Genomic DNA, 20,081 nt, shown 5'->3' with positions numbered 1-20,081 from the left:
TTTGCAGCCCGATAAACATCTGCCCGGCCTTCTTCAATTACTGCTGTTTTTTTCAATATAAACCTGATGCGGATACGGGATTTCAATGCCGTTGGCGTCGAGCGCTTCTTTCAGCGCTTTGCGCAATTCCCGTTCAACGCCCCACTGCTCCATATTCTGCGTTTTTGCTATAATGCGCAGAACCACGTCCGAGGAGCCAAGAGACTGTATGCCTATCACATTCGGTCCGTCCATGATGCTCTCGTTACCCGCTTTCACCTTGTCGCATGCCTCCTGGAGAACCATGATTGCTTTATCGATGTCATCGTCATAGGAAATGCCAATATCGACAAGTGCTCTCATGTTTCCGCGGGAATGATTGCTCAGGCTCGTAATCTCCCTGTTGGGTACAAAATGGAGCGTTCCATCAAATCCCCTGATCTGCGTTGTTCTGAGGCCAACCTGCTCGACAATGCCGGAAAAGCTGGCAGCTGTGACATAATCCCCTACATCTATCTGTTTCTCAAGAAGCAGGAAGAAGCCTGTAACCACATCGCTCACAAGGCCCTGGGCGCCAAAGCCAATAGCAAGACCCACAACACCGGCACCAGCGAGGATAGCAGTAGCCTGGATCCCAAAAATCTGCAGGACGGTTACGGTAACAATAAAAATCAGTACATAAGAAAAAACATTGCTTGTCAGGCTTTTAAGCGTCTGGGCCCGTGCCGAAGAAATATTCTCCCGCTGTTCAAAAGTGTCGAAGCTCTTTGAAATAAGCCTGCCGCCTGCAGCTCTTACAATCAAAAAAATGATGAGGATGGCTGCAAGTTTTAGAATGGCTGCCCCTGCAGAGAAAGCGAGGGCTCCCCAATCAATATTTCCAAAATACTCTCCAGCTTCTCTTAAATTCAAAAAATCAATCCTTTCATATGTAAGCATTTTTTCATTCTAACAAACATACAGCGGGCTGAACAACAAATCCCCTTCCCGGCAGAAAAGAAAACCAGATTTTAAATAATCAAAAAAACTGGAAAATTCAGATTGAAAACTATAGATAATTATTTCGATAACCGTTATATTTAGTATTACGGTCTTTTATTTTTCAATTCTTAACAACGAGAGAGGGGGAAATGGAATTGGAAATATTTAAGAAACTTAAGGAATATTACTGGCCCTATAAGAAATATTTTATTTGGTCGATGGTATTCCTGCTGGCTGTGACAGGCATTACGGTGGTTTATCCGATGATTCTTCAGCTGACCATTGATGAGGTGGTGCTGGGAGGGAAATATGAATGGATTCCCTATTTAGCTTTCGGCTTCATCGGCATCATGTTCGTTAAAGGAATTGCAACTTATATTCATCAATATACTGGAGATCTATTTGGCATCACATCCGTATATAAACTGAGAAACTCACTGTATGAAAAACTGCAGTTCCTTCCATTCAAGTATTACGATAATGCAAAAACAGGGGATATCATGTCAAGGCTGACAGCAGATGTCGAGGGGTTCAGGTTTTTCCTGTCCTTCGGATTTTCAGAGCTGATCCGTTTCATCCTGCTTATCGGCATCAGTTTCTCTGTTATGTTTTATTACTCAGTGCCGCTTACCTTAGTGACACTTGCAACCCTGCCGTTTCTTGCTGTGGTAACCTTTAAATTTGATAAAGCTGTCCATCCTGCCTTCAGGGGCATCAGGAAGTCGTTCGGAAAGCTGAATACAAAGGTGCAGGAAAATATCAGCGGCATCAATACGGTGAAATCCCTTTCAAGGGAAGACTTTGAAATAGGGAAGTTCAACCGGTCCAATGAGGACTATAAAGACAATTATTTATTCACCTCCGATATCTGGGCAAAATATTTCCCGCTTATGGAGTTCCTGGGAAATCTCAGTGTCGTTCTCCTGCTTTCTTATGGCGGGTATCTCGTAATAGACGGATCCCTGCAGCCAGGGGAGCTTGTAGCATTCTACAGTCTTGTATGGTATATAATGTGGCCGATTATGAACCTCGGATTTGTCATCAATCTATTTTCCCAGGCCAAGGCTTCGGGCGAGAGGCTGCTGGAGATACTGGAAGCAGAAAATGAAATCAAAGAGACTGACCATGCTGCCGAACCCGACAGGATCCATGGGGAGGTAGACTTCAAGTCTGTATCCTTACAGTACACAAAGGAAGATAAAGAGGCGCTCCATGACGTTTCATTCAAGGCGCATCCTGGCAAGACAATCGGGCTCATCGGTGCAACCGGTTCAGGCAAAACAAGCGTAACCCAGCTGATGACGCGCTTTTACGAAGCATCTTCAGGGGAAGTGCTGATTGATGGAAGAAATGTCAGGGACTATTCACTTGAAGCGCTGAGAAGCGGAATAGGCTTTGTCCTTCAGGAATCTTTCCTGTTTTCTTCATCCATTAAAGCAAATATTTCTTATGGAAGACCTGAAGCTTCCATAGAAGAAATCATGGATGCTGCTAAACGGGCACAGGCGCATGAATTCATCATGGAACTGCCTGAAGGGTATGATACCATGCTCGGGGAAAGAGGAATGGGCCTGTCCGGCGGCCAGAAACAGAGGATCGCAATAGCCAGGGCGATCTGCACAGACCCCGGCATCCTTATCCTGGACGATGCTACCTCTGCAGTGGATATGACGACAGAATTTAATATCCAGCAGGCACTAAAGGAAGTCATGAAGGGGCGGACGACCTTCATTATCGCTCACAGGATTTCTTCCTTGAAGCATGCTGATGAAATCCTTGTTTTTAAAGACGGCCGCATTGCTGAAAGGGGCCGGCATGAAGATCTGCTGAAGAATAACGGTCCATATCAGCGGATTTACGATATTCAATACAAGGACCATCAAAAGGTCCTCCAATCTCAAATAAGCTAAGGAGGGGTGAGCTTGAAGGAGACAGCAAAAGAAACAGTATTGAAAAGATTCCATTACTCAACAGATGATGTCATTGAAAAACCGTTTAACTGGAAGCAGATGTTCCGGCTGTTCAGCTATATGAAGCCGTACCGCAAGAAGCTGCTCCCTTTGTCGATCCTTATGGTATTGATCACGACTGCAGTTAGATTGATCATCCCGATTATGATCGGGGTTTATACACTTGATAAGGCGCTGAAGGACAAAGACACAGGGCTGCTCACTACCCTCGTCATTATCATTGCTGCCTTATATACGAGTTCTTATATAGCTAATATTTTCAGGATCAAATGGATGAATGCCCTTGGCCAGAATGTTATCTATGATTTAAGGAAGCATTTATTCGCCCATGTCCAGACCCTGTCACACCGTTTCTTTGATCAGCGGTCTGCAGGATCCATCCTTGTGAGGATCATGAATGATATCAACTCCCTGCAGGAACTGTTTACAAACGGTGTCATTAACCTGCTGATGGACCTTATATTGCTTTGCGGCATTTTTGTCATCCTGTTCACGTTAAGCCCGCAGCTGACATTGGCCATTATGGTCATTCTGCCGATCATGTTTTTTATCTCGACGAGCCTGCGCAGGAATATCAGGAGGTCCTGGCAGACGGTAAGGCTGAAGCAGTCAAAGCTCAACTCCCATTTGAATGAGAGTCTGCAGGGGATCAGGGTTACCCAGGCGTTTACACAGGAAAAAGAAAATATGATGTTTTTTGATGGTGTGAACAACGAGAATTTCGAAAGCTGGAGGCAGGCTTCACAAAAAAATGCCATGTTCAGGCCGCTTGTAGAATTGACCAATGCTTTCGGTACTGCAGCACTGATCTGGTATGGAGCCCACTTGATACAGAACGGCAGCATAACCATCGGTGTGTTCGTATCTTTTGCTTTTTATCTGGGAATGTTCTGGGAGCCGATTTCAAGGCTTGGTATGGTCTATAACCAGCTTCTGATGGGTATGGCCTCATCTGAGCGGATCTTCGAATTCCTTGATGAAAAACCGATCGTGTCAGAATCTGAAAATGCGATTGTCCTGGATGATATGAAGGGCCAGATTCAATTTAAGGATGCAGAGTTCTCCTATGATTCCAAGAGAACGGCATTAAACAGGATCAATCTGGAAATAAAAGCAGGCCAGACTGCTGCCCTGGTCGGCCATACCGGGTCAGGAAAAACAACCATTGCGAATCTGATCAGCCGTTTTTATGATCCTACCGAAGGATCGGTTTTGATTGACGGTCATAATTTAAGGGATGTTTCATTAAAGAGCCTGCGGGCTAAAATCAGCGTAGTGCTGCAGGATACTTTTATTTTTTCCGGTACAATTGCAGAAAATATCCGCTTCGGCAGGCCGGATGCCTCTGAGGAAGAAGTAATCCGTGCGGCCGAGGCAGTCGGAGCAGCTGATTTCATCCGCAATCTCCCTAAAGGCTATGAGACAGAAGTTGAGGAAAGGGGAAATATTCTCTCAGTCGGAGAAAGGCAGCTTCTATCCTTTGCAAGGGCACTGCTCGCCGATCCGCGCATCCTGATTCTTGATGAAGCAACTGCCAGCATTGATACCGAAACCGAAATGAGGATACAGGAAGCCCTTAAAACCCTTTTAAAGGGAAGGACAGCCATCATCATTGCCCACAGATTGTCAACCATACGCGATGCTGACAAAATCTTCGTACTGGACCATGGCAGCATCCTTGAAGAAGGAAGCCACGAAGAACTGATGGACAAAAAAGGCCAATACTTCCAGCTGGTAAAAGCACAATTTACAATGCTGGATGCTATATAGAAAAGCGGAGGCGGCTTGCCCAGAGCCGACAAGCATAAGACGCGGCAGAATAAAAGGCGTTCTTTGCCTTTAATTCTGGCGTGGCTTATGACTCGAGGCTCTAGCCGCCGGAGCTGGACAGATTAGAAATGCGGAAAAGCCTCGATCAGCCCCGACAAGCATAAGACGAGCAGGACGGAAGGTTGTTCTTTAACCTTCTGGCCTGATTGGCTTATGACTCGAGGGGCTAGGCTTTGGAGCTGGACAGAAAGAAAAGCGGAGGCGGCTTGCCCAGAGCCGACAAGCATAAGACGCGGCAGAATAAAAGGCGTTCTTTGCCTTTAATTCTGGCGTGGCTTATGACTCGAGGCTCTAGCCGCCGGAGCTGGACAGGTAGAAATGCGGAAAAGCCTCGATCACTAAGGAACGCAGACTAAGAACGCCACGTCCTGTGGCAACGCCTGCATAATTCGCTTTATATTCATTTGAAAAAAAGTCACCATTTGGTGGCTTTTTGTGTTATTTGTAATAATCTTCATGAAAATGTAACTTTTCTGCAATCTTTGCGTCTGCTAATAAAAGAGCCGATTTTAAGGGGGATATGTTATGAAGTGGAAAGTGGTGCTATTCATATGTTTGAGCTCGATGATTCTCTTCGGCTGCAGCAGCGGAGAAAGCAAAAGTGAACAAGCTTCCGATTCAGCTGGCAAATCTGAGAGTTCATATGAAAAAGCTGAGTCTGCCGCTGAGTCAGCTGAACAGGATGCTGGGTCAGAGATAAGCAGCGGCGGGAACGAAGCAAAGGGGGCGGATCAGAGTACAGCGGCTGATAGGATGGTTATTTACAACGCAGAATTGGATCTTAGGGTAAAGGACTTCATGAAAGCACAAACAGCACTCGAGTCAAAAGCGGCCCAATACGGCGGGTTCATTGTGGAATCCAGCAGTTATCGGGATGATGAGAGGCAGCTTAGCGGTACACTGGTGATCAGAATCCCCCAGAAGAACTTTAATCAATTCTTGAATGATGCTGAAGGTACAGCCTATAAAGTGGATAACAGACATGTAAGCGGCCAGGACGTGACAGAAGAATATGTGGATTTGGAGTCCCGCCTGCGGTCCAAGAGAGTTGTTGAAGAGCGGCTGATCTCTTTTATGGAAAAGGCTGAAAAAACTGAAGATCTGCTAAAGATTTCACAGGACCTTGCCGGAATTCAGGAGGAAATCGAACAGCTGGCCGGAAGAATCAACTATTTGAAGAACCAGACTGATTTTTCGACTGTAACGGTCAGCCTCTATGAGGATCAGACCCCTTCAATCGATAAAACCGATTTGAAAACGTGGGAGAGAACGAAAGAGCAGTTTACAGAAAGTCTTAGCTTCCTGCTTTCTGCATTTTCCGGGCTGTTTGTGTTCGTAGCCGGGAACCTTCCTGTGCTTATGCTCCTTGGAGTTATTGGGGTCATTTGCTATATAACTTACAGGAAATATAGACAGAAAAAGGATTCATGACCGAAAGACGCCGGAATGTGGTACATTCCGGCTTTTTCTTTTGAATTTGCACAAGCGGCTGGGATATTTTCAGGCTTTCTTTACATTTGAATAAGATTGCATCCATATGAATTAGGGTAAAAGACAGTCTGAAGCAGCTCAGGATAATGGACATACATACGGAATGAAAATGCTCTTATGGAGCCAAAGAAGCAAAAAATGAAAATATAGATGTCTGGAGGCTGGAAGATGGAATTGGATAGTGTCACATTGAGCAGGATGCTCACTTCTTTAACTCTTGCTTTTCATATTATTTTTGCCACCATCGGCGTTGGTGTGCCTGTGCTGATATCAGCAGCTGAATTCATTGGGATCAGGAAAAAGGATGATCATTATATCCTCCTGGCACGCAGATGGGCAAGGGGCTTCACCATCACAGTGGCGGTCGGGGTAGTAACCGGGACCTGCATCGGCTTACAGCTTTCTCTTTTATGGCCGAGCTTTATGCAGATTGCAGGCCATGTAATCAGCCTGCCGCTCTTCATGGAAACTTTTGCTTTCTTTTTTGAAGCCATCTTCCTGGGCATCTACCTTTATACATGGGACCGGTTCAAAAAGCCGCTTCATCATTGGCTGCTTTCAATACCCGTCATCATCGGCTCTTCTGCTTCTGCATTTTTCATTACTACGGTTAATGCATTTATGAATACTCCGCAGGGATTCAAGCTTGAAGGCAGGACCATCACGGAGATTGACCCGCTCGCTGCTATGTTCAATCCGGCAACCCCGTCAAAGGTGCTGCATGTCCTTACATCGTCATATATGACAGCTGCTTTCATACTGGCGAGCCTCGCTGCCTTTGCCATTCTGAGGGGCAGGGGGTCTGAATATCACCGGAAAGCACTGAAGCTTACAATGATTTGCGGTCTGCTTTTTTCTCTGGCAACTGCCATTGCAGGTGATATTTCAGCAAAATTCCTTGCAAAAGAGCAGCCGGAAAAGTTGGCTGCAGCTGAATGGCATTTCGAAACAGAAAAAGGCGCTGATCTGATCGTCTTTGGGACGATTGATGAAAACAATGAAATAAGGAATGAAATCCGTATACCAAATGCACTGAGCTTCCTTGCAGGCAGCTCCTTTGATACAGAAGTGATTGGCCTGAATGAATTTCCGGAAGATGAGCGGCCTCCGCTATGGATCCACTATCTGTTTGATTCGATGGTTTCAATCGGCTTCTTTGCTCTCGGCATTTCTGCGCTGTTTGTCTTTCTGTCATATTGGAAAAAGGCTAACCCTTTGAAAAAGTGGCTGCTGTTCCTCATTGTCTGCTCAGGGCCTCTATCCATGCTCGCAATCGAATTCGGCTGGATCTATGCCGAGGTCGGCAGACAGCCCTGGATATTAAGAGGCTATATGAAGGTGGCGGAGGGGGCTACACAGGCAGATAATGTGGGCGTGACCTTCTTGATGTTTTTAGCTTTGTACATTGTATTGGGGATCATCACAGTCACTGTGCTGCTTAAAATGTTCAGAAATAAGCCGGCACAAGCCGAATTTAATGACCGTTTCCCGGACTCTCCGGGCATAGGCCAATAAACTGGGAAGGGGTGGGAGACATGAGCATTGAAATCCTTGGCATAACGGTTCTCTGGGTATTTCTCTATGGATATGTTATTGTGGCATCAATCGATTTTGGAGCCGGTTTTTTTGCTTATTATGGACGGGTCACAGGGAAGGAGCATGTGATCAGCCACATTATCAGCAGATATCTATCTCCTGTATGGGAAGTGACCAATGTCTTTTTTGTTTTCTTCTTTGTCGGGCTGGTCGGCTTTTTTCCGGATGCAGCCTATTATTATGGAACTGCTTTGCTGATACCCGGAAGCATTGCCCTGATCCTCCTTGCCATTAGAGGATCATTCTATGCATTCGGGAATTATGGCTCAAAGGACAATTCGTTTTATCTGTTTCTTTATGGCGCAACGGGCCTGCTGATACCCTCAGCACTGTCGACGGCATTGACGATTTCTGAAGGGGGATTTATTGAAGAACAGGGAAATAAGGTCATTTTCCTTGCTGGAGAGCTTGTAAGCTCCCCTTATTCCTGGTCTGTGGTGATTCTTGCCATTGTATCGGTGCTCTTTATCAGTGCTGTATTTCTTACTTATTATGCAGACAGGGCTGGAGACACTCCAGCAAGGGATCTGCTGAGGACGTTTGCCCTGTTCTGGAGTCCGCCAACCATTCTTGCCAGCTTCCTTGTCTTTGCTTCATTAAGGGAGCATAATGAGCGCCATTTCAATAATGCTTTAGAGATTTGGTGGATGTTTGGCTTATCGCTTCTCTGTTTTCTGGCCGCTATGCTGATGGTTTATAAGAAAAAGAGTTTTGGGACCAGTTTTATTCTGGTTATGCTTCAATTCTTTTTCGCCTTTTTCGGATATGGCGCTTCCCATCTCCCTTACATCCTTGACCCGTTCATAACGATCTATTCAGGTTATACAAATCCTGAAATGGGGATGGCGCTGGTTGCGGCATTTATAGCAGGGCTGCTGCTCCTCATCCCGTCATTGATCCTCTTGATGAGGCTGTTCCTGTTTAATGCCGATTATGTTAAGGGTGAAAAGTGAATGCTACTAAGAGTTAAGCTATGATAAAATAGAGACGAACTTTGAAACTGCTGGAGGAATATCCGTGAAAAAAGAATTTGCCGTAATAGGTTTAGGACGGTTTGGAGGAAGTATTTGCAGGGCGCTCGCAGAAGAGGGCATGGAGGTAATGGCAATCGACAATGATGAAGACAGGGTGAACGAATTTGCACTGATTGCATCTCATGCCGTTGTCGGGGATACCACCGATGAAAATGTTCTTAAAAGTCTGGGCATCAGGAATTTCGATCATGTCATTGTCGCCATTGGTGACAATATTCAGGCCAGCATCCTTACAACGTTGATTCTAAAGGAAATCGGTGTGAACAAGATTACTGTAAAAGCGCAAAATGATTATCATGAGAAAGTCCTGCGCAAAATTGGAGCAGACCATGTTGTCCATCCTGAAAGGGATATGGGCAGAAGAATTGCCCATAATATTGTCTCCAACAATGTACTGGATTATCTTGAACTTTCAGATGAACACAGCATCGTGGAGATTGTGGCCAGCGATAAGCTTGGCGGAAATTCGATTATCGATTTGGATGTCCGTGCCAATTATGGCATCAATATTGTTGCGATTAAAAGAAAAAATGAAATCATCGTATCCCCGCAGGCAAATGAAGTGATACGGGAAGATGATATCCTCATCGTTATTGGAGCAGATGTTGATATCAACCGCTTTGAGAAGAAGCTGATGGCTTAACCCAAGCCCCGGCAGGACCTGCGAAAACGGCAGATGTCCATTGACTGCTTGTAAAATGGAAAAAGCACTCACAAATATTTGTGAGTGCTTTTTTAATATGGTTTATTACACTTCCATAATGATCGGAAGGATCATTGGACGGCGCTTTGTTTTTTCATAAAGGAAAGGTGATAGTGTGTCAGTAATTTCATTTTTAATTTCAGACCACTGTGTCGTTTTTCTTTCCATGACCTTGTTCAGATGCTTAGAGATCAAGGATTGGGCATCGCTGATCAAGTCGCCTGATTCACGCATGTAGACGAAGCCGCGGGAAATGATATCAGGACCTGCGGAAATCTTAAAGTCTTTCATGTTGATGCTGACTACGACAACGACCAGACCTTCCTCAGAAAGGATCCTGCGGTCTCTGAGGACGATATTTCCGATGTCACCCACACCGCTTCCGTCGATATATACAGAACCTGAAGGAATCTTTCCTGCCACCTGAGCGGTATCCTCGCTCAGGGCCAGAACTTCTCCATTGTCCATTATAAAGCAGTTTTCTTCAGGAATGCCGCAATCTATCGCAAGTTTAGAGTGCATTTTCTGCATTCTGTACTCTCCGTGGATCGGCATGAAGAATTTCGGCTTGATCAGACGAAGCATCAGTTTTTGTTCCTGCTGGCCGCCATGCCCGGAAGTATGGATGTCGTTCAGCGGACCGTGGATGACTTCTGCACCTGCACGGGACAGCATGTTGATTGTTCTGCTGACACTGATCGTATTTCCCGGAATAGGTGAAGATGAGAACACTACTGTATCACCTGGGTTGATCTGGATCTGGCGGTGTGTTCCATTGGCAATCCGTGATAGGGCTGCCATAGGCTCTCCCTGGCTTCCTGTGCAAAGGATGGTAACCTGGTTGGCTGGGAGCCTGTTGATCTGCTGTGCGTCTATGAATACATCCTTAGGAGCGCTTATATAGCCAAGCTCCCGCCCGATGTTGATCGCAGCTTCCATGCTCCGGCCAAAAACAGCCACTTTTCTGCCATTGGTCACAGCAGCCTCGATAACCTGCTGAAGGCGGTGGATATTAGAAGCGAATGTCGCAAAAATAATCCGTCCATCCACTTTGCGGAAAATGTCATGAATGCTTTCTCCTACACGGCGTTCAGACATAGTGAAATTAGGAATTTCACTGTTGGTGCTGTCAGAAAGGAGGCATAGGACACCATCCTTGCCGATCTCTGCCATTTTTGTAAGGTTCGCAGGCTCCCCGACAGGAGTGAAGTCAAACTTGAAATCACCGGTATGGACTACCTGCCCCGGCGGAGTTTTCACTACGACCCCATATGAATCAGGGATGCTGTGTGTAGTCCGGAAGAAAGTGACAGAAGTTTTTCGGAATTTGATAATATCATCTTCCTTGATTTCAATCATTCTTGTCTTTCTCAAGAGGCCATGCTCTTCCAGCTTATTGCGAAGAAGGCCAAGGGCGAGCTTACCGCCGTACACAGGAATATTCACCTGTCTTAATAGATAAGGAATGCCGCCGATATGGTCTTCATGTCCGTGCGTAATGAAGAGGCCTTTGATTTTGTCTTCGTTTTTAACTAAATACGTATAATCAGGGATTACATAATCAATTCCCAGAAGCTCATCCTCAGGGAATTTAATGCCAGCATCGATCAGGATGATTTCATCCTGGAACTGGACTGCATAAGTGTTTTTGCCGATTTCCCCAAGTCCTCCAAGGGCAAATACAGCTGTTTGATCGTTCTTGACAAATTTCATAAATTATCAGATCTCCAATACTTTAAAGTCTTCGTTTCTTTTTTCATATTCCAGGTAATCGCCTTCAACAGGGACTACGAGTTCAATGTTATAGTGTTTGTCCGCCAGCTTCGTACGTACATCTTTCGGGGAATCTCCATCAACATAAACGGTTTTCGTTTTTTCCCTCACTGGGACTTCTTTAATGGATTCCTGGTAATAAACTTTAAAAATCATCATAAATCGCTCCTTAATCCGATATAACTTTTTCTATTATATAAAAAAATAACATGTTTTTCATGTTTTTTCTTTTAAAAGAACATAAAGCACAGTTTTTCCTTATATTTCCGGGGGATAACGAACGCCCCAAAAAGGAATTTTCAGTTTGTTGATTTACACTGTCCACCGCCCTGGCGTGTTATCTTTAGAGGTCCGTGGAGAGGTTTTTCAGCATTTTCATTGTCCGGCTCCGGCGGCTAGAGCCTCGAGTCATAAGCCACGCCAGAATTAAAGGCAAAGAAAGCCTTTTATTCTGCGGCGTCTTATGCTGGGCCCACAGGATGTGGGTCATGCAGACGTTACCACAGGACGTGGCGTTCTTAGTCTGCATTCCTTTGCGACCAAGGCTTTTCCGCATTTCCCATTGTCCAGCTCCAGTGGCTAGAGCCTCGAGTCATAAGCCACCCAAGAATTAAAGGCAAAGAACGCCTTTTATTCTTGCGCGTCTTATGCTTGTCGGCTCTGGGCAAGCCACTTCCGCATTTCTATGTAACCTTTATACAATTTACCTTAAAGAAGGAGCCCTTCGCAAGTTTGAAGGGCTCTGGGGTTATGCGATCGATTTTTTGCGAAGCATGTCTTTCCACTGTTTCAGGAGCTTTTTGCGCAGCTTCTTTAACATAGTGGATCATCTCCTTACTTCCTATTTTAACCCAACCTTGTCCAATGTAAAGGATTACAATTACTGCTGCCGAACACAACCGTTTTTTTGGGGGGCATTAAGAAAGCCGCCTTTTCTTCTATTATATGATGAAAAGGCCAAAAATCTCATGGATAATGATGGAATAATGTTAAATATGCTGGATTGACATTTAGCATTTCAAGGGTTAGCTTTTAACAGAGTGAAAGTTATCTTGGAAAGAAGAGTGGAAAAATGGGTAAGCTTTATAGTGCGCTGATCGCTCTAAGTCTGATTTGGGGCACATCATTCCTTTTTATTAAAATTCTGCTCCATGATCTGGGCCCTGAGGCGGTTGTCTTCGGCAGATGCCTATTTGGTGCAGCAGCATTGTGGGGGATCAGCTTTATTAAAAGAGAAAAGATTCAGTGGAAACGCCTGCCTTTCAGTTTGCTGATCCTGGTCGGGCTCATCAATAATGCACTTCCCTGGTATTTTATTTCTAAAAGCGAGACGGCCATTTCATCGAGTATGGCCTCTGTCATTAATGCCACTACACCGATCTGGACGATCATCATTGGGTGGCTTTTCTTCGGTTCAAAGCTCCGGAAAAGCCAGTGGGCCGGTATTATGATCGGATTCTTCGGTATTTTTATTCTCAGCGGTTTCCGGACCGGGGATTTGGCAGAGGGGAATACCGCAGGAATCGTATTCATGTCTATGGCAGCATTCTGCTATGGATTAGGGACCCATCTGTCCAAAAAGTATCTCGAGGGCGTTTCCGTCCTTCAGATTTCCCTTTTTACGCTTACATCAGCCGCCTTGGCAAGCGGCCTGTATACCGGGATTGCATCTCCTTCCAGCATCCCGCTTCTTTTTGCGCCGGAAAGACTCGGTTCTCTAGTTATACTCGGCGCCCTGGGCTCGGGCGCAGCCTATCTGCTATACTATTTCCTTGTACAGAAGGGAAGCCCGGAGTTTGCCTCCCTCGTCACCTATATCGTCCCCGTATCGGCAATCGCATGGGGGTACTTTCTCCTTGGCGAGCATATTAAGCCAGGGATGGCTGTTGGCCTGGCTGTCATCTTTCTGGGAATATATATTTCCTCCTATAAAGTCAAGAGGGAAAAGAAACAAGATCTGGCTGCTTAAGAATGCAGTCCGTGCAAATGGAAAGGAAGTAAAAAATGAAGAAAATTGTTTTTTTTGATATTGATGGAACACTGCTGGACCACGGCAAAAACCTTCCGGTAAAAACGAAGGAAGCAATCAGGCTCCTTCAGGAAAAGGGGGTATTTACGGCAATCGCGACCGGCCGTGCTCCTTTCATGTATGAAAGTCTCCGGGAAGAGCTGGGCATTGATTCTTATGTCAGCTTTAATGGCCAGTACGTGGTGTTCGAGAATGAACCGATCTATGCCAATCCTTTGGACACAAAAGAGCTGGAAAGGCTTTTAGAACATGGAAAAAGGAATGGGCATCCGCTCGTTTTTATGAACGAATCAACCATGAAATCAAGTGTGCCGCACCATCCCCATATTGAGGAAAGCCTTGGCACACTTAAGTTCCCGCATCCTGAGAAAGATGAAAGCTTTTATAATGGGCGGGAAATCTACCAGTCCCTTATTTTTATGGATGACAGTCTCGAACAGGAGTATCGTGAAGGATACGGGAAATTCCATTTCATCAGATGGCATCCCCATTCCGTCGATGTCCTTCCTTCCGGGGGCTCAAAAGCGGAGGGCATAAAGAAAATGATCAGCCGTCTCGGCTTTGCAATTGAGGATGTGTATGCATTCGGAGATGGCTTGAATGACATTGAAATGCTCCAGGCCGTCGGCACGGGGGTTGCCATGGGCAATGCTGAAGAAGAAGTGAAGCGCCATGCGGACCATATCACCTCAGATGTCGGGGAGGACGGAATCTGGAACGGTTTGAAAAAGCTTGGTTTGATATAAGAAAAAAGAAGCAGGCAAAAGGGCCTGCTTCTCCTTTTAGGATTACCTTTCAATCGGGAGGGCATCCTTCATTATTTCAAACGGGTTTTCCTTATTGATATGGTCATAGAACATGACTCCGTTCAGATGATCGATTTCATGCTGAAAAACGATTGCCGGTAGGCCTCTCAGCCTTAGTTTCACTTCTCTGCCGTCTATATCAAAGGCTTTGAGGGTAATCCTTGCATAGCGCGGAACAAACCCGGGAAAAGGCTCATCGACTGAGAGACATCCTTCTCCGGACGTTAAAAAGGCTTTCTCGACCGAATGGCTGACGATTTTCGGGTTGAAAAGTGCAAAGCTGTACAGTTTCCCATCTGTATCAGTCACATGGACTGCAATCATTCTCTTCAGGCAGTCAATCTGCGGGGCGGCAAGCCCAATTCCAGGCCTCAGCCCATACTTTTCAGCCAGGGCAGGATTTTGGCTGTTTCTTACATATTCCATCATTTCGGCAAGAGTCTGTTTATCTTCGGCAGAAGGGGGCATAGGCACCTCTTCAGCCGTTTTCCTGAGGGATGGGTGGCCATCCCGGATTATATCCGCCACTGTTATCATTAAAAATCCACTCCTGTGCATGCCTTTTTCGGCAGAAATTTATTATAATATGTTTTAACCGCTGTGCTGGCGGGTAAGTGATTAAAGTTCAGGGAGCTATATGTACGTCAATAGTCTAACAGACATAAAGAAAAAAGTTAATAAAGAAAAGGTGCTCTGTCGAAGCACCTTTTCGGCTTGTATTAGAATTTCCAGCAGGAACAGCCTACAATAATAAGAAGAATGAAGAGAACGACAATTAAAGCAAATCCTCTTCCGTAGCCAGCTCCGCCTACAGGGTAGCCGCAGCCGTAACCGTATCCACCATAACCATACATAAGGATAACCTCCCTGAAATAAAGTATCGTCCCCTACATATTTATAAGTTTTATGGACGATTTACTATAGCCTATGAAAGAAGGAAAAAATGGTGTAGGCCGCTGCCCAGTCATAAATGAAAAGAATGAAGAATATGTATCTTTATGGCATTATCCTGCTGAATTCTAATTAAATGGTTGGACAAGCTTTTTCATAAAAATTAATGAAGAATCTTGGACCACACCTATATGCAGCTTATATGCAGCAGCTATTTTCCACTTAGGGGGTTTAATGATGTCCGTTATCAGAAAGAAAAAAGTACTGGCTGTATTATTTTTAAGTTTGTTTGTGCTCGGGGGATGCATGAACAAGGAGACACCAGGTGAAAAAGCCTACAGCCTTCTGGAGAAAACTGCAGAAGCAGAAGACGGGTTTGAAAAGCAGCAGGACCCGCTTGTTAAACTGGAAAAGCAGGAAAAAGAACTTTATGATCAGATCATTGCGCTGGGCATGAAGGAATTTGACCAAATTAAAAAGCTGTCAGATGAAGCCCTTGAAGCCGTGGGGAAGAGGGAAGAGCTCATGAATAAAGAGCAGGAGAGCATTGAATCCTCCAAAGAAGAATTTGCACCTCTTGAGGATATCATCCCTGACATTGAAGATAAGGAAGCAAAAGAAAGTGCTGAGGAACTGTACAAAGTGATGATGGACCGTTACAGCGTCCATGATGAACTATACAGTGAATATAAGAAGGGCCTTGAACTGGACAAAGAGCTGTATTCGCTGTTCAAGAAGGAAGACCTGACAATGGAGCAGCTGGAAGCCCAGATTGAAAAAATCAATCAATCCTATGAGCAGCTGACGGTCCATAATAAAGAATTTAATGAGCTGACAAAAAAATATAATGAAATAAAACTATCCTTCTATAAGCAGGCTGGTGTAGAGGTTGCTGCTGAGTAAACATAAGCATAGGGGCAACGCCTGTTAAAAGGGGAATATTCGAGAAGTCTTTCGGTCAGATGATGCCGAAAGACTTTTTGTGCTGGACACAAAGTATTTTTTTGAAATAATTCTTCCTAAATAATTTTTCTCTTGTTATAACACATCCTGTTAAAAAGCTACTTTTTTATAGTACAGTTAATAAGGACTTATTAATACAGTTTTTTAAAATACTCGAAATAATTTTTGAAAAATAGGTTTAAATAATTGACTGTAACGGATTTCTTATAATAAAATGAGTAAGGTGATTTCATTGCTTGTATCAGTGAGACATATATAATTCAATGATACAGAAAATGATTGTAAAGAAATATCAGAATAGACGTTTTTTCCGGAGGCATCTGTGGAAAACTAAGTAAAACTATGTTTTGCAGCTGTCAAAGGATGAGCCGGACAGTTTTTTTGCATGTACGGCTAAATTTAATAGGGAAAAAACAAAAGCAGATTTCTAAGATGAATTCATTTTGGGTATTCTAAGCTTTGTGTATTTATCTCTTAAAATAATGTCTTTTTAATGAAAGGAAAGGGTGACAAAGATGGCTTCTAAAACGAAGAAAGCACAATTGGATGCTACTAAAGCGCTTGAGGCGGTAGAAGAGCAGTTTGAAATGTTTCAAATATTGAATGAAGAAGGCGAAGTCGTAAATGAAGCGGCAATGCCTGAATTAAGCGATGAGCAGCTTCAGGAATTGATGCGCCGCATGGTATACACTCGTATTCTTGATCAGCGTTCCATCTCTCTAAACAGACAGGGGCGCCTTGGATTCTATGCGCCGACAGCAGGACAGGAAGCTTCACAGCTTGCTTCACAGTTTGCTCTTGAGAAGGAAGACTTCATCCTTCCGGGATACCGCGATGTTCCTCAAATGATCTGGCACGGCCTGCCGCTGTATCAGGCATTCTTGTTCTCACGCGGACATTTCCACGGCAACCAGATGCCTGAAGGTGTGAATACAATTTCACCTCAAATCATCATCGGCGCTCAGATCATCCAGGCTGCAGGTGTGGCTCTTGGGATGAAGAAGCGCGGTGCCGGTTCAGTAGCTATTACATACACTGGCGACGGCGGAGCTTCACAAGGTGATTTCTACGAAGGTCTTAACTTTGCAGGGGCATTTAAGGCTCCAGCGATCTTTGTTGTTCAAAACAACCGCTTTGCGATTTCCACTCCGGTAGAAAAGCAATCAGCGGCTAAGACTGTAGCTCAAAAAGCAGTCGCAGCAGGTATCCCTGGAGTTCAGGTAGACGGAATGGATCCCCTTGCTGTATATGCAGCAGTCAGCGATGCCCGCAAACGTGCAGTAAACGGCGAAGGCCCGACTCTGATTGAAACGATGACATACCGCTATGGCCCGCATACTATGGCTGGCGATGATCCGACTCGCTACCGTACAACGGACCTTGACAACGAATGGGAAAAGAAGGATCCTTTAGTCCGTTTCCGCAAATTCCTTGAAAACAAGGGCATCTGGAACGAAGAAAAGGAAAATGAAGTAATCGACCAGGCTAAAGAAGATATCAAAGAAGCAATCAAGAAAGCTGACGGTTATCCGAAGCAGAAAGTAACAGACTTCATGGAGAACATGTATGAAGAAATGCCTCGTAACCTTAAAGAACAATATGAAATTTACCAAGCAAAGGAGTCGAAGTAAGCGATGGCGCAAATGACAATGATCCAGGCAATCACCGATGCGTTGCGCACAGAAATGCGCAATGATCCGAACGTACTTGTGTTCGGTGAAGACGTAGGCGTTAACGGCGGTGTATTCCGTGCTACGGAAGGTCTTCAGAAAGAGTTCGGCGAAGACCGCGTATTCGATACTCCACTTGCTGAATCTGGAATTGGCGGTTTAGCAATTGGTCTTGGCCTTCAGGGCTTCCGTCCAGTGCCGGAAATCCAATTCTTCGGATTTGTGTTCGAAGTAATGGACTCAATCGCCGGCCAAATGGCGCGTATGCGCTACCGTTCAGGCGGCAGATACCATTCTCCTGTCACTGTGCGTTCTCCTTTCGGGGGCGGAGTGCATACTCCGGAACTTCACTCTGACAGCCTTGAAGGGCTGATGACTCAATCACCAGGTCTAAAGGTGGTTGTGCCTTCAACTCCTTACGATGCAAAAGGACTTCTGATTTCATCTATCCGTGACAACGATCCGGTTATTTTCCTTGAGCATCTTAAGCTATACCGTGCATTCCGTGAAGAGGTGCCTGAAGAAGAATACACAATTCCTCTTGGCAAGGCTGATGTGAAGCGTGAAGGTTCAGACCTTTCCATCATCACATACGGAGCAATGGTTCATGAATCATTAAAAGCAGCAGAAGAACTTGAAAAAGAAGGCTATTCAGTAGAAGTAGTAGACCTTCGTACAATCGCACCGCTGGACCTTGAAACAATCATTGCCTCTGTAGAGAAAACAGGCCGTGCCATTGTGGTCCAGGAAGCACAGAAGCAGGCAGGCGTAGCTGCTCAGGTTGTTGCTGAAATCAATGAAAGAGCGATTCTCAGCCTGGAAGCTCCAGTTCTCCGCGTAGCAGCACCTGATACTGTCTATGCTTTCTCTCAAGCAGAAACAATCTGGCTGCCAAACTACAAAGATGTACTGGAAACAGCTAAAAAAGTACTTACTTTCTAATAATCAATTTTTTAATGGGAGAGGGAAGTTTTTTCTCCCTTTCCTGCATCATCACTCAATTTACTAACAGGAAGGTGAACCCATTGTCATTCCAATTCAGATTACCTGATATCGGTGAAGGTATCCACGAAGGTGAAATCGTAAAATGGTTTATTAAACCAGGCGATAAAGTTCAAGAAGATGACGTATTGTGCGAAGTGCAAAACGATAAATCAGTAGTAGAAATTCCATCCCCAGTTGAAGGGACTGTTGAAGAGGTCCACATCAGCGAAGGAACAGTTGCTACTGTTGGACAAGTGCTCGTATCTTTTGACGCACCGGGGTATGAGGATTTACAATTTAAAGGTGAACACGGTGATGAAGCGCCGGCAGAAAAAACGGAAGCACAGGTTCAGTCAACAATGGAAGCTGGCCAGGATGTGAAGAAGGAAGAAGCTCCTGGACAGGAAGACGCCGGTAAAGGCACAGTTATTTCCCAGCCCGATGTTGATCCTGACCGCAGAATTATCGCTATGCCATCAGTGCGCAAGTTCGCACGCGACAAAGGCGTTGATATCCGCCAGGTAGCAGGCAGCGGTAAAAACGGACGTGTGCTGAAGGAAGATATTGAATCATTCTTGAACGGAGGCTCTCAAGCTCCTGCTCAGGAAGCACCACAGGCAGAGGCAGCTAAGGAAGAAGCAGCAGCACCAGCGGCAGCAGCAGCTCCTCAAGGCCAATATCCGGAAACCCGCGAGAAAATGAGCGGAATCCGCAAAGCGATTGCAAAAGCTATGGTTAACTCCAAGCAGACTGCACCGCATGTTACATTAATGGATGAAATCGATGTAACAAAACTGGTAGCACACCGAAAGAAATTCAAGGAAGTTGCAGCAAACAAAGGCATCAAGCTTACATTCCTGCCTTATGTGGTAAAGGCATTGACTAGTGCATTGCGTGAATTCCCGGCGCTCAACACGTCAATTGACGATGCTGCTGGCGAAATCATCCACAAGCATTACTACAACATTGGAATTGCTGCTGATACAGAGAAAGGCCTGCTTGTTCCTGTCGTGAAGGATGCTGACCGCAAATCTACATTTGCTATCTCTGATGAAATCAACAGCCTGGCAACCAAGGCCCGTGACGGCAAGCTTGCTGCGGATGAAATGAAAGGCGCTTCTTGCACAATTACCAATATCGGCTCTGCGGGCGGACAATGGTTTACACCTGTCATCAATCATCCTGAAGTAGCGATCCTGGGAATTGGCCGCATCGCTGAAAAGCCTGTAGTGAAAGATGGAGAAATCGTTGCAGCACCAGTTCTTGCACTTTCTTTAAGCTTTGACCACAGAATCATCGATGGCGCAACAGCACAAAATGCATTAAACCACATCAAGCGTTTACTCAACGATCCAGAACTATTGTTAATGGAGGCGTAATT

Annotated in this window: 17 protein-coding genes; 12 read left to right on the top strand and 5 right to left on the bottom strand. The window is 45.1% G+C overall.

Annotated elements, in window-relative coordinates:
- Positions 1-33: 33 nt before the first annotated feature.
- Positions 34-918 (bottom strand): mechanosensitive ion channel family protein, encoded by an 885-nt coding sequence (locus ABU165_RS09825; RefSeq protein WP_318060147.1) that lies wholly within the window; start codon positions 916-918, stop codon positions 34-36.
- Positions 919-1,115: 197 nt separating this feature from the next.
- On the opposite strand from ABU165_RS09825, the gene ABU165_RS09820 reads away from it, so the two are divergent.
- From ABU165_RS09820 to ABU165_RS09795, 6 genes are all read left to right on the top strand, one after another.
- Positions 1,116-2,870, top strand: coding sequence for an ABC transporter ATP-binding protein (locus ABU165_RS09820; protein WP_022543664.1), 1,755 nt, complete (start codon positions 1,116-1,118; stop codon positions 2,868-2,870).
- Positions 2,871-2,882: 12 nt separating this feature from the next.
- Positions 2,883-4,700 (top strand): ABC transporter ATP-binding protein, encoded by a 1,818-nt coding sequence (locus ABU165_RS09815; protein WP_318060146.1) that lies wholly within the window; start codon positions 2,883-2,885, stop codon positions 4,698-4,700.
- Between the two features lie 585 nt (positions 4,701-5,285).
- Complete coding sequence (locus tag ABU165_RS09810) at positions 5,286-6,191, top strand: DUF4349 domain-containing protein (protein ID WP_318060145.1); 906 nt, start codon at positions 5,286-5,288, stop codon at positions 6,189-6,191.
- Between the two features lie 228 nt (positions 6,192-6,419).
- The gene (locus ABU165_RS09805) at positions 6,420-7,766 is read left to right on the top strand and encodes a cytochrome ubiquinol oxidase subunit I (protein ID WP_101550714.1); all 1,347 of its coding nucleotides are present in this window, start codon (positions 6,420-6,422) and stop codon (positions 7,764-7,766) included.
- 20 nt (positions 7,767-7,786) lie between these two features.
- Positions 7,787-8,800 (top strand): cytochrome d ubiquinol oxidase subunit II, encoded by a 1,014-nt coding sequence (locus ABU165_RS09800; protein WP_318060144.1) that lies wholly within the window; start codon positions 7,787-7,789, stop codon positions 8,798-8,800.
- 64 nt (positions 8,801-8,864) lie between these two features.
- Positions 8,865-9,524: a potassium channel family protein gene (locus ABU165_RS09795; RefSeq protein WP_022543668.1), complete on the top strand. Its 660-nt coding sequence runs from the start codon at positions 8,865-8,867 to the stop codon at positions 9,522-9,524.
- 105 nt (positions 9,525-9,629) lie between these two features.
- Here the strand turns inward: ABU165_RS09795 and rnjA are convergent, their stop codons facing one another.
- Positions 9,630-11,297: a ribonuclease J1 gene (gene rnjA, locus ABU165_RS09790; RefSeq protein WP_009794332.1), complete on the bottom strand. Its 1,668-nt coding sequence runs from the start codon at positions 11,295-11,297 to the stop codon at positions 9,630-9,632.
- Between the two features lie 6 nt (positions 11,298-11,303).
- Positions 11,304-11,513, bottom strand: a complete 210-nt coding sequence (locus ABU165_RS09785; protein ID WP_022543669.1) for a DNA-dependent RNA polymerase subunit epsilon — start codon at positions 11,511-11,513, stop codon at positions 11,304-11,306.
- A gap of 916 nt (positions 11,514-12,429) precedes the next feature.
- Here ABU165_RS09785 and ABU165_RS09780 point away from each other — a divergent pair.
- Complete coding sequence (locus ABU165_RS09780) at positions 12,430-13,326, top strand: DMT family transporter (RefSeq protein ID WP_318060143.1); 897 nt, start codon at positions 12,430-12,432, stop codon at positions 13,324-13,326.
- Positions 13,327-13,361: 35 nt separating this feature from the next.
- Entirely contained in the window at positions 13,362-14,132 is a 771-nt protein-coding gene (locus ABU165_RS09775; protein WP_318060142.1) for a Cof-type HAD-IIB family hydrolase, read from the top strand.
- Positions 14,133-14,174: 42 nt separating this feature from the next.
- Here the strand turns inward: ABU165_RS09775 and def are convergent, their stop codons facing one another.
- Complete coding sequence (gene def, locus ABU165_RS09770; RefSeq protein WP_009791086.1) at positions 14,175-14,729, bottom strand: peptide deformylase; 555 nt, start codon at positions 14,727-14,729, stop codon at positions 14,175-14,177.
- 182 nt (positions 14,730-14,911) lie between these two features.
- Positions 14,912-15,046 carry a YjcZ family sporulation protein gene (locus ABU165_RS09765; protein ID WP_009791087.1) on the bottom strand — a complete coding sequence of 45 codons (135 nt, stop codon included), beginning with the start codon at positions 15,044-15,046 and terminating at the stop codon, positions 14,912-14,914.
- Between the two features lie 274 nt (positions 15,047-15,320).
- Between ABU165_RS09765 and ABU165_RS09760 the strand changes: the two genes are divergently transcribed.
- From ABU165_RS09760 to ABU165_RS09745, 4 genes are all read left to right on the top strand, one after another.
- Positions 15,321-15,986, top strand: a complete 666-nt coding sequence (locus tag ABU165_RS09760) for a YkyA family protein (RefSeq protein ID WP_248137314.1) — start codon at positions 15,321-15,323, stop codon at positions 15,984-15,986.
- Positions 15,987-16,561: 575 nt separating this feature from the next.
- Positions 16,562-17,677, top strand: coding sequence for a pyruvate dehydrogenase (acetyl-transferring) E1 component subunit alpha (gene pdhA / locus ABU165_RS09755; RefSeq protein WP_009791090.1), 1,116 nt, complete (start codon positions 16,562-16,564; stop codon positions 17,675-17,677).
- A 3-nt stretch (positions 17,678-17,680) separates the two neighbouring features.
- Entirely contained in the window at positions 17,681-18,658 is a 978-nt protein-coding gene (locus ABU165_RS09750) for an alpha-ketoacid dehydrogenase subunit beta (protein WP_009791091.1), read from the top strand.
- 83 nt (positions 18,659-18,741) lie between these two features.
- Entirely contained in the window at positions 18,742-20,079 is a 1,338-nt protein-coding gene (locus ABU165_RS09745) for a dihydrolipoamide acetyltransferase family protein (protein WP_009791092.1), read from the top strand.
- The last annotated feature ends 2 nt before the right edge of the window (positions 20,080-20,081 follow it).

The sequence above is a fragment of the Cytobacillus sp. T106 genome, from assembly GCF_040492155.1.
GTDB classification, from domain to species: Bacteria; Bacillota; Bacilli; order Bacillales; family Cytobacillaceae; genus Bacillus_AB; species Bacillus_AB infantis.
Note: the sequence above shows the minus strand (reverse complement) of the source record. Positions and strands in the feature narration are given on the sequence as shown.

Coding starts and splice junctions, on each gene's coding strand:
- ABU165_RS09825 (WP_318060147.1), bottom strand. CDS start 918: ATGCTTACATATGAAAGGATTGATTTTTTGAATTTAAGAGAAGCTGGA.
- ABU165_RS09810 (WP_318060145.1), top strand. CDS start 5,286: ATGAAGTGGAAAGTGGTGCTATTCATATGTTTGAGCTCGATGATTCTC.
- ABU165_RS09805 (WP_101550714.1), top strand. CDS start 6,420: ATGGAATTGGATAGTGTCACATTGAGCAGGATGCTCACTTCTTTAACT.
- ABU165_RS09800 (WP_318060144.1), top strand. CDS start 7,787: ATGAGCATTGAAATCCTTGGCATAACGGTTCTCTGGGTATTTCTCTAT.
- rnjA (WP_009794332.1), bottom strand. CDS start 11,297: ATGAAATTTGTCAAGAACGATCAAACAGCTGTATTTGCCCTTGGAGGA.
- ABU165_RS09785 (WP_022543669.1), bottom strand. CDS start 11,513: ATGATTTTTAAAGTTTATTACCAGGAATCCATTAAAGAAGTCCCAGTG.
- ABU165_RS09780 (WP_318060143.1), top strand. CDS start 12,430: ATGGGTAAGCTTTATAGTGCGCTGATCGCTCTAAGTCTGATTTGGGGC.
- ABU165_RS09775 (WP_318060142.1), top strand. CDS start 13,362: ATGAAGAAAATTGTTTTTTTTGATATTGATGGAACACTGCTGGACCAC.
- def (WP_009791086.1), bottom strand. CDS start 14,729: ATGATAACAGTGGCGGATATAATCCGGGATGGCCACCCATCCCTCAGG.
- ABU165_RS09765 (WP_009791087.1), bottom strand. CDS start 15,046: ATGTATGGTTATGGTGGATACGGTTACGGCTGCGGCTACCCTGTAGGC.
- ABU165_RS09760 (WP_248137314.1), top strand. CDS start 15,321: ATGTCCGTTATCAGAAAGAAAAAAGTACTGGCTGTATTATTTTTAAGT.
- pdhA (WP_009791090.1), top strand. CDS start 16,562: ATGGCTTCTAAAACGAAGAAAGCACAATTGGATGCTACTAAAGCGCTT.
- ABU165_RS09750 (WP_009791091.1), top strand. CDS start 17,681: ATGGCGCAAATGACAATGATCCAGGCAATCACCGATGCGTTGCGCACA.